Origin of the sequence: Bacillus sp. AP50, assembly GCF_040492675.1 — a bacterium.
GTDB lineage: Bacteria > Bacillota > Bacilli > Bacillales > Bacillaceae_G > Bacillus_A > Bacillus_A cereus.
Genome location: NZ_JBEUTW010000045.1, coordinates 1 through 4829 on the forward strand (window position 1 = coordinate 1; position 4829 = coordinate 4829).

The window sequence follows — 4829 nt, forward strand, 5'->3', positions numbered from 1 at the left end:
ATCATATATTATTTAATTGTAGTTAGCATCTAAATATCAGAGTAGATAAGTAAAGGAAATACACTAAGTTCTTTTCTTAATTCTACAAAATATAATTATTGAACTTGAGAAAACAGTGAATTACTTCAAAATACAGTGGTAGTCAATGCGAGGACCAAGCTGGAAAAAGATTTAAAATAAAGCGAAAGTAACAGGAGATACTGTACCACCGCAAGAAACAACAGTCAAAGTTCCAATTCAATCATTTATACAAATTGAATTCAAAAAATAAATACTGCTAATTTAAATGTGAAACTGAAAAACTATTTTGCTCCAAATTTTAGAAAAAGATAATAAAGAAGTTGTGAAATTGGAAACAGATGAAAGCGATACGGCTATTTTTGAAGCACTATGCTTTGAAAAGTACAAGGTGGAGGAAATTCAAGTACTCAATTAAATATTTAATTGAGAGAAAGGTCTTTTCATCAACTAAAAATAAAAAACGAATGGAATATTCAAAAACATGACACTATATTACTGGTCGTAACAATAGTTTTACTTTCCACAAAAGAGGAAAAATATATAGACTTTACAAATACTAAGAATAGCAAACTAGATAGTTTTATTACCGCATCACATAAAGTGAAACATCCCCCACTGATTATTAGCTCTCACCAATCGGGCTTTTACGGGCAGCCCGCCCCCCACCTAACTTCTTTGCTTCCGCTGAATTTTGAGGTGGAGGTCTTACTGCCCGGCAAATAGCGGGATAAACTTATTATTAATTTCCAAATACAATAGTTGTTAATCAACAAAAAAACTTCAATAATTAAGGTGCACAGTAAATTGACCTCAAAACAGTAATTACTACAATATCAGTTTTTACTTATTCTATAAAAAAGAAATATCACTTAATAATTATTACTTTATATCAATTTAGACATAAAACATTTTATTATATCGGCTTAAGTATTATGAAATTAAAATTACAAATAACACCAAAACTCTTTTAAGGGCCCATACATCGTTCGTATCTGGTTGATTATCTTTTGATACCTATGTCATTAATACAACTAAAAAAGTTTATTACAAAGGAATCTGAGAGGTTTTTTCAATTTCGAAATTTATTTTTTTGTAAATTAAAGGAAAAATAATCCATATATATATACGGATTATTTTCTTAGTGAATTTTATATTGACCAGATAACCTTTCTTGCGCCATACGAACTAAACGTTTCGTAATCTCTCCACCTACTGAACCATTTGCTCGTGAAGTTGAATCTGGTCCAAGTGTAACGCCAAACTCCTGAGCAATTTCATACTTCATTTGCTCAATTGCACTTGCTGTCGCCGCTACCAAAATCTCGTTTGAATTATTATTTTCTCGAATTTGCATTTCTAACACACCTCCATTTAATTGGTAATATCATGCTCTATTTCCAATTAAATATGCAAAATTTATATTTATTTAAGTAAGCGTGTGATTTACATTAATACATTCCAATTAAAAAAGATTTTACAAATGAATCAATATAATCCTTATTGATTATATTGAATTTTAAACTCTCCATTAATTCTTGTAACTCTTGTGATAGCCAACTTAATGATTTTGCTAGTTCCGCAATAGTGAGTTTAGTGTTTCACTTAACTCTTTGATGTTCGGATATTAACAATATATTGTTAATAATCACCATTTTATAGGTACACCTACATATAGGCCAAGTATGCAATTACAGAACGTTTGTTATAAAAAAACGTAAACATGTCAAACAAAAAAGACTCAATTACTATATCTCATACCTTCTTTTAAATATAAATCTACTACCTCGTTCTTAAATTCTATATTGTTAGTGACTCTAATTTTCCCCATAGAAAAATCCGCTCTTAATTCTCAATCAATTTCTTAAATTTCTTTTCTAATTGATCTGGTGGTAATACACCTCGTGCATGATCTACTATAATTCCATCTTTATTAACAAAAAATGTCGTCGGTAAAGAGAATACTTTATAATCTAGTCCAGCTACTCCGTCCATATCTAATAGAACAGGAAACTCAAACCCATAGCGATTAGCAAATGCGCTTGCTTCTTGTACTGGGTCACTAACAGTTGCATTCACCGCAAAAATTTCAACATCCTTTTTATATTTATCATACATATGAACTAAGTCAGGTGCCTCCATTTCACACGGCCCACACCATGATGCCCAAAAATTAATAATATATGGTTTTCCCTTGGCATCATTTAACGACTGCAACTTTCCGTCTAATCCTTTTAATGTGATGCCAGGTGCTTTAAAACCTACTTGTGGTAATACTTCTTTCTCTTGTAACTCTGCTTGTTTCGCTTTTCTTTCCTTTTCTTCTTTCTTTGAATTATAAAAGTTAACCCCCGCCCAAACGAGAGCACCTACTATTATAATAGCAATTAGTTTCTTCACTTTTCTTCCTCCTCATTTTTAAAAACCTGTAAATCCACCGAATAGACGAATAAAGAATGCTGTAATTTTCGTCATTTGATTTGTATACAATAAAATACCTGTTACAATCATCATTCCACCGCCAATTTTCATCATGACATTGGCATATGTAACAATCCATTTTACCTTCCCAATAAAGAATGCCATCACGAAAAATGGAATCGCAAACCCAAGAGTATACGCTGTAATATAAAGAAGTGCCCCTTCAGGATTCGTCGCGCCAAGCATGAGTACAGCTGAAAATATCGGTCCAACACATGGCGTCCAACCCGCTGCATATGTCATACCGACTAAAATCGAGCGAATATATCCAGTCGATTTACTTCTATACTGCACCTTTTTCTCTGCCATAAGCCACTTAGGCTGAAACAAGCCCGTCATAAATAGCCCCATTAAAACAATAAAAATCCCACCAATTTGTTGAATCAATTTTTGGTTAGATGAAAATGTTATTCCAATCCAGCTTACCGATAAACCTAACGCGTAAAATATAACCGAAAATCCGATCATAAAAAATACTGTATGTATAATCGCTGATTTTTGCATAATCCCACGATTTTCTTTTAAATCTTGAATAGACACACCTGTAATATAAGATAAATAAGATGGATATAGCGGTAAAGAGCACGGTGATATAAATGACAATACTCCCGCCCCAGCCACAAGCCAAATTGTTAAATCTGCTGCATTCATTTTATTCCCCCTAAAACACTACAATGAGTAGTGTTTACCCTAAAAAAAAGAGGCTATATGCACTCTCCGACAATAAGTACAATTGACACACAGAATAACCCTACTGTTACATATACCGAGTTCGTATGTAACGGAATAGTAAGCTTAGCAACCTTTTCATTTAACACTTGCTCGATTCGTAAATTTATTGCTGTTTTTGCAAATGAAGCTGTAACACATCGATTTTCCATTGTCTTTATTTTAATTAATTTTAATAACGCGCTACCTAACTCAAATGAAGATTCCATTTTTTGCATCGCATATTTATCTGCTGCTAACTCTTGATACGTATGATATCGTTGTAACAATTCTTTTAATATCGGGATGTACATCATGCCTTCTGCTAATAACGTAAAACAAAATAATTTTAGCGGATCCCAATTATTTTGATGATATTCTTCATGGAAAATAATCGCATCAATCTCTTCATCTGAAAACGTCTGAAGCAAACCTTCCGACATGACAACTTTCGGACGGAATAATCCAATTGTAAACGCTGCAACTTCCGCAGTCGGCAGTATATATATTTGTTTCCCTTTTCTAATAAATGGGATAAGTACTTTTTGTACTTTTTTACTATAGAAAAATTGCCGCCAAATTCTTTTACACACAATCAATACAGTAATTAATAATAACCCCGCTACTATAATACGAACCATTGATAGTTCTTTCATATGTTTTTCTAACTGAAACAAGCAAAACTTTGAAAGGAAGAATGCCTTATTTTGAAAGAGAAATGGATATGTAACATAATACAATAACAAGCTGAAAAAGAGGGTACTAACAATGAGCGCTAACAATACGATTTTACGCATTTGCCATTTCATTTCATCGATCCTCTTTTTTTAACTGATTCAATTTGTCTTCTAATTTTTTTATTAAATTCGGATCAGCCTGCTCTAACTCATCTATCATATGTGTTATAACTAAATCTCCAAATTCCCCCACTAATTCCTGTGTCATTTTCTTCGTTTGATTGGATAAGAATTCTTCTTTCGTTTGTATAGCACGATATATGCCACTTCTTTTTACAGTCTGTTTTTCTAAGTGTAATTTCTCTACTAACCTGTTCATAACTGTCATAACAGTATTAAAATTCACAGGCGATTCTTCACTTAATTTCTGCTGGACTTCTTTAATAGTAATACCTTCAGTAGACCAAATAATCTCCATAATCTTCGCTTCAAGCGGTCCAAAGAAATGATTTAATCCTTGCTCATTTAACCTATAGTTTTGCGTAAACATCGTATGACTCCTTTCACACTACGAATTGTAGTACAAATTAAATGAGAGGTCAAACGCAAGTAATACAAACTAAAATTCACTACCTATAAATACGTACCTCATTCTATTCATTATAAGCCTAACTTATCTCCAAATGTATCAAAGAGATACTGCTCTAATATTTGTACACTAAACTTCTCATTACGCCCAAGGGCAAATAATTCCCGATCCTTCGCTACGATAGTATCTAACGGAATAACTACATTATCCACTATTTTTGTAATTTCAATTATATTACTTTTTACATTTACTTCTGTTTTAAATTCAACGTTTTCTAACACTATATGTGAACGTCTTCCTGATGCAAAAAAAGTAAAATTAGGATTTTTAACAACGCCAATTTCAGTCTCTAACGC

At 32.4% G+C, this 4829-nt stretch carries 7 protein-coding genes; 1 reads left to right on the top strand and 6 read right to left on the bottom strand.

Annotated features, from left to right (window positions below; translation table 11 throughout):
• Positions 1-307 precede the first annotated feature (307 nt).
• Positions 308-436: a hypothetical protein gene (locus ABWK52_RS05355; protein WP_000939299.1), complete on the top strand. Its 129-nt coding sequence runs from the start codon at positions 308-310 to the stop codon at positions 434-436.
• Positions 437-1159: 723 nt separating this feature from the next.
• On the opposite strand, the gene ABWK52_RS05360 is transcribed toward ABWK52_RS05355, so the two are convergent.
• The 6 genes from ABWK52_RS05360 to ABWK52_RS05385 form a co-directional block, all read right to left on the bottom strand.
• Positions 1160-1375 carry an alpha/beta-type small acid-soluble spore protein gene (locus tag ABWK52_RS05360; RefSeq protein ID WP_098541447.1) on the bottom strand — a complete coding sequence of 72 codons (216 nt, stop codon included), beginning with the start codon at positions 1373-1375 and terminating at the stop codon, positions 1160-1162.
• A 488-nt stretch (positions 1376-1863) separates the two neighbouring features.
• Positions 1864-2418, bottom strand: coding sequence for a TlpA family protein disulfide reductase (locus tag ABWK52_RS05365; RefSeq protein ID WP_084064902.1), 555 nt, complete (start codon positions 2416-2418; stop codon positions 1864-1866).
• Positions 2419-2436: 18 nt separating this feature from the next.
• Positions 2437-3150 (bottom strand): cytochrome c-type biogenesis protein CcdA, encoded by a 714-nt coding sequence (gene ccdA, locus ABWK52_RS05370; RefSeq protein WP_050821757.1) that lies wholly within the window; start codon positions 3148-3150, stop codon positions 2437-2439.
• Between the two features lie 53 nt (positions 3151-3203).
• Positions 3204-4016, bottom strand: coding sequence for a M56 family metallopeptidase (locus tag ABWK52_RS05375; RefSeq protein ID WP_097994953.1), 813 nt, complete (start codon positions 4014-4016; stop codon positions 3204-3206).
• Position 4017: 1 nt separating this feature from the next.
• Complete coding sequence (locus tag ABWK52_RS05380; protein ID WP_000495075.1) at positions 4018-4434, bottom strand: BlaI/MecI/CopY family transcriptional regulator; 417 nt, start codon at positions 4432-4434, stop codon at positions 4018-4020.
• Between the two features lie 110 nt (positions 4435-4544).
• On the bottom strand, positions 4545-4829 hold a 285-nt coding region (locus ABWK52_RS05385), incomplete at its 5' end, for a DUF3942 family protein (RefSeq protein ID WP_353771886.1).

Excerpts from the sequence above, each read along its gene's own strand:
- ABWK52_RS05375 (WP_097994953.1), bottom strand. The coding sequence starts at position 4,016 with ATGAAATGGCAAATGCGTAAAATCGTATTGTTAGCGCTCATTGTTAGT.
- ABWK52_RS05360 (WP_098541447.1), bottom strand. The coding sequence starts at position 1,375 with ATGCAAATTCGAGAAAATAATAATTCAAACGAGATTTTGGTAGCGGCG.
- ABWK52_RS05380 (WP_000495075.1), bottom strand. The coding sequence starts at position 4,434 with ATGTTTACGCAAAACTATAGGTTAAATGAGCAAGGATTAAATCATTTC.
- ccdA (WP_050821757.1), bottom strand. The coding sequence starts at position 3,150 with ATGAATGCAGCAGATTTAACAATTTGGCTTGTGGCTGGGGCGGGAGTA.